At 38.0% G+C, this 4,037-nt stretch carries 3 protein-coding genes; all 3 read right to left on the bottom strand.

Annotation, left to right across the window (positions count from 1 at the left end; genetic code table 11):
- On the bottom strand, nucleotides 1-846 hold an 846-nt coding region (locus IRT38_RS04045; RefSeq protein WP_031986282.1), incomplete at its 3' end, for an MFS transporter.
- 258 nt (nucleotides 847-1,104) lie between these two features.
- Nucleotides 1,105-1,722 carry a TetR/AcrR family transcriptional regulator gene (locus IRT38_RS04040; protein ID WP_004822839.1) on the bottom strand — a complete coding sequence of 206 codons (618 nt, stop codon included), beginning with the start codon at nucleotides 1,720-1,722 and terminating at the stop codon, nucleotides 1,105-1,107.
- Between the two features lie 343 nt (nucleotides 1,723-2,065).
- Entirely contained in the window at nucleotides 2,066-4,021 is a 1,956-nt protein-coding gene (locus tag IRT38_RS04035) for an alkyl/aryl-sulfatase (protein WP_005146758.1), read from the bottom strand.
- Nucleotides 4,022-4,037: the final 16 nt, after the last annotated feature.

Raw genomic sequence — 4,037 nt, 5'->3', positions numbered from 1 at the left:
AAATAACGAACTATATCCTGCAAACCCTAAAATAAAAGAAATCGCGTTATAGGCTAAAAACCGTTTATTTTTAAATAAATGATTGGGGATCAATGGATGAGTGGCATGTTTTTGCTGCCATACAAACGCCATACTTGCCAAGATAAATAAGAAAATACTCAGCATAAACCAATGCGCTAAATGCACATGTTGTAATGCAATAATGCTATACGTTAATGTGACGATCGCTACAGCACTGTAGAGCAAACCTAGATAATCAAAAGGTACAGCCACCGATTTCTGATCCGCCTCGATACCATAATAGCCCAAGTAAATCGTTAGAACCCCAACAGGAAGATTGAGCCAGAAAATACTTTGCCAACCAAAATGATGTACCAGCAACCCACCCATCAATGGACCGACAATTAATGAAAATGCACTAAACGAACTCCAGCGACCAATTTCACGTGCTTTGTCTTGCGGTTGATGAAAATGATGCACCATGATCGCCAATGCCAAAGGGATTAAAACTGCACCAGCCACACCCTGAATCATTCGTCCAATAATCAATAAACTAAAATTGCTTGCCATTGCACAAATCAATGAACCCACAATAAAAATGATCACACCCAGCAACCATAATTTTTTACGCCCTATGCGCTGACTTAATGCCCCCACCGCTAACATTAAACTCGATAGACTTAAAGCATAGCTATCAATCACCCATTGTAGATCTGCCATGTCACTATTAAATTGGTTTTGAATACTTCCAAGTGCAAGATTGACACTGCTTAAATCCACCAAACACAGAAAGGTACTGATATAGAGCGCTAGAATAAGATAAATCGGCTGGCGAGATGCATTCATACATCACCTAGATCATTTAAATGAGAATCATTATACTATACATTGACCGACCGTCGGTCAATGTATAAAAACCCACTTAAAACCCAAAGCTTTCATTTTTTATAGACTGTCTTGAAAGCACTTTTAAAGATCACCAGTGACTGCAACTTAAGGAGAATGGTTGACTTTAAAATGCATCGTTTAGGGTTTTAATTAAAATTGATAATAAAAGAATATCAGACGAGAAGCGATTTATACGATTCAAAATAATGGTAAAAGTTAGCCATCATGATGGAGCATTTTTAAATATTGCAGCGCAATTTGCTGAGAAAAATCTGTGCTATCGTGCAGTTGATTGGCAATTGCTTCATCTGCAACCCCATGTACACCAGAATAAATCAATAACGCAGTCAATCTTGGCTGTTCTAAATGCCAAATACCCGCCTGCTGCCCTCCATTTAAGATTTGCAGCAATTGTTCCAATATCATATTTTTTTCATTATTTTTACGTTCATGGTGATGTGCACCAAAAACAATATCATGCACTGCATAACTTTCGAGGTAGGTTTGTATATTGGCCGAGACCCAAACCTTAAATTGACTGACCCAATCTTCAGCATCACATGTTGCAACTGCCGTGTCTAAGGCCGCGATAAAAAAATCGATATAACGTTTTTTTAAGGCTTCAACAATATGCTGTTTCGATTCAAAGTAATGATAAAAAGTCCCTTTAGCAACGCCCACACTGGCAATAATTTCGCTAATGGTGGTAGCTTCCACACCTTTTGCTAAAAAAAGCGTTTGTGCAGCATTCATCAGCTCATCAATTCGGACTTCTGCTGGCTTGGTTTGGCGTTTTGTCACCTGAGTAGAAGCGACTTGAGATTGTGATGACATACTTCTCTATTTTCTACACGCAAGAATTTAATTATAGAGGAGCCCTAGCTAATTCACAATTCAAGCCAATACGAGTCACTAATTACATCAATGTAGCTATAAGCATAGCGCAATATAAAATCCCCCTCATACTAAAATCGTCCACCCATACTAGCTTTATCTCAAAACGAGAAGGAATTTTTAATACCAACATGATTCGTTGCACATCATCATTTTTGCTTGATGAAACAAGAGCTTTTATTGAAATACTGATATAAAAAATGAGAGAACTAATCTATAAGTTCTCCCTTTTTATTCGACTCTATTGAATTAAGCCTAAACATTTAAGCTTCGTTATTTCCCCCTAACCATTTGGTCGAGTCACAATTGGGAAAATCGAATCTGGACGTTTAAACATGGCAAAGAATTTTCCAATTTTCAATGGATTGCCTTTGACTTTACTGTCTTTCGAAAGTAGGACTTTTACCCCTTCTATTTGACCTGTAATCATTTTTAGATATAAGGGCTTGGTTACGGTTAATGTTGGGCAATCCGATGCCAAACCATTACTGTCATCATGACGTTTAAACTGCATGACTGAGTTTTCAACCCATAATGAAAAATTCTCTTGGGTATCCGACAAAACCAGATTGATACACTGATTTTCATTTTTTAAATTTTCCACATCTAAATTTGTTGCCATGGCTTCCAGAAATCTTTCAGTTGGCGTGTGAATCAATAAATCACTCGGATCAGATGTATTTTCCATAGGTACATTATTTTGTAGCTCTTGAGCGCCCACCAAAAAGAAATTACGCCAAGTTGAAGCCTCAGCAGCATAGCCCAATTGACGATACGTATTTGCCAATAAGTCTTTTGCTTGTTGGTTTTGAGGATTATTCAACACAATATGTTTTAAAATCTCGGCAGCCCATCTATAGTCAGCTTGAGCATAAGCATCCTGCGCATTTTTCAACGCATTGCTCTCCCCACCTGCTAACTCAATATATTTTTTTGCAACAGCTTTAGGTGGCAATGGATCTAAATTGGAAGGATGAGCATCAAACCATCCCATATAGTATTGGTATACCGCTTTTACATTATGCTTAAGGGTTCCATAATAGCCATGCGCATATAATTTTTGGTCAAGTGCGGCTGGAAGCTGAATTTTCTCGGCAATTTCAGCACCATTAAAACCAGAGTTCATATATCTCACCGTCTGATCATGCGTGAACTTATAAACATCTCGCTGGGTTTTAATAAAATCTTGAATATTGTCATTGCCCCATACCGGCCAATGATGCTGTGCAATCAATACATCGGATGCTTTGGCATGTTGCATTGCTTGGTCTAAATAGCCCACCCATTTTAAGGCATCACGGACTTTAGCACCGCGGAGAGTATAAAGATTATGCATGGTATGCGAAAGAATTTCCGCGCCATTATAAAGTTTCAGTGATGGAATAGAGAATGTTAACTCTGCTGGTGCTTCTGAACCTGGCACGTTATAAAACACAAAATCCAAGCCATCAATGCTCATTTTCTGTTCTGCTTGAGTGATCAATTGTGTAGGCTCAAGGATGCCCATTTTTCCCACAGCAACAGCCTTACCTAAACCTGTATCCACCAGCCCTTCTGCATTTTTAGGTAGAAAAGTTCCATACATATAAGTCGCACGACGTATCATGGCTGAACCTGCCATCACATTTTCACTGGTCGCTTCTTCCATAAAGCCTTGTGGCGCAATAATTGGGATTTTTCTAGCGTTAATTTCTTCGCTAGAAAGAACGCCTAATGCACCACCAAAATGATCGATATGGCTATGGGTAAAAATAATGGCTGAAATTTTTTGCTCACCTAAATGCTGCCTAGCAAATTTAAGTGCTGCTTCAGCCGTTTCTTTAGAGGTTAATGTATCCACAATAATCCAACCAGTATCACCCTGAATAATGGTCATATTTGCCAAATCAAAACCACGAATTTGCCAAACTCGATCTGTCACTTTAAATAGACCAACATTGTTGTTTAGCTTTGCTTGTCGCCATAGCGCAGGATTAACAGTATTTGGTGCTGGATCATTTAAAAAATTAAACGCATCAAAATCCCAGATCACATTGCCTTTTTCACTTTTAATTTGACCTGTTGGCTTGGCAATAAAGCCTTTTTGCGCATAATTAAACTCAGTCATATCATCTAAATTATATTTGGTTTTATACGCATTATTTGATTCAATGACCGCTTTTTCGACTTGTCCATTTGCTGCAAAAACAGAAAATGGCAAAATAAACATCAATGAGACCGTTAAAAATTTAATTTTCATTGTCGTTCCTTCTTTA

Source organism: Acinetobacter sp. SK-43, assembly GCF_015351505.1.
Taxonomy (GTDB): Bacteria; Pseudomonadota; Gammaproteobacteria; order Pseudomonadales; family Moraxellaceae; genus Acinetobacter; species Acinetobacter junii.
The sequence above is the reverse complement of the archived record's forward strand: the minus strand, read 5'-3'. Positions and strand labels throughout refer to the sequence as shown.

What these genes read in the sequence shown, in the direction of transcription:
- IRT38_RS04040 (WP_004822839.1), bottom strand. Translation starts at nt 1,722, where the DNA reads ATGTCATCACAATCTCAAGTCGCTTCTACTCAGGTGACAAAACGCCAA.
- IRT38_RS04035 (WP_005146758.1), bottom strand. Translation starts at nt 4,021, where the DNA reads ATGAAAATTAAATTTTTAACGGTCTCATTGATGTTTATTTTGCCATTT.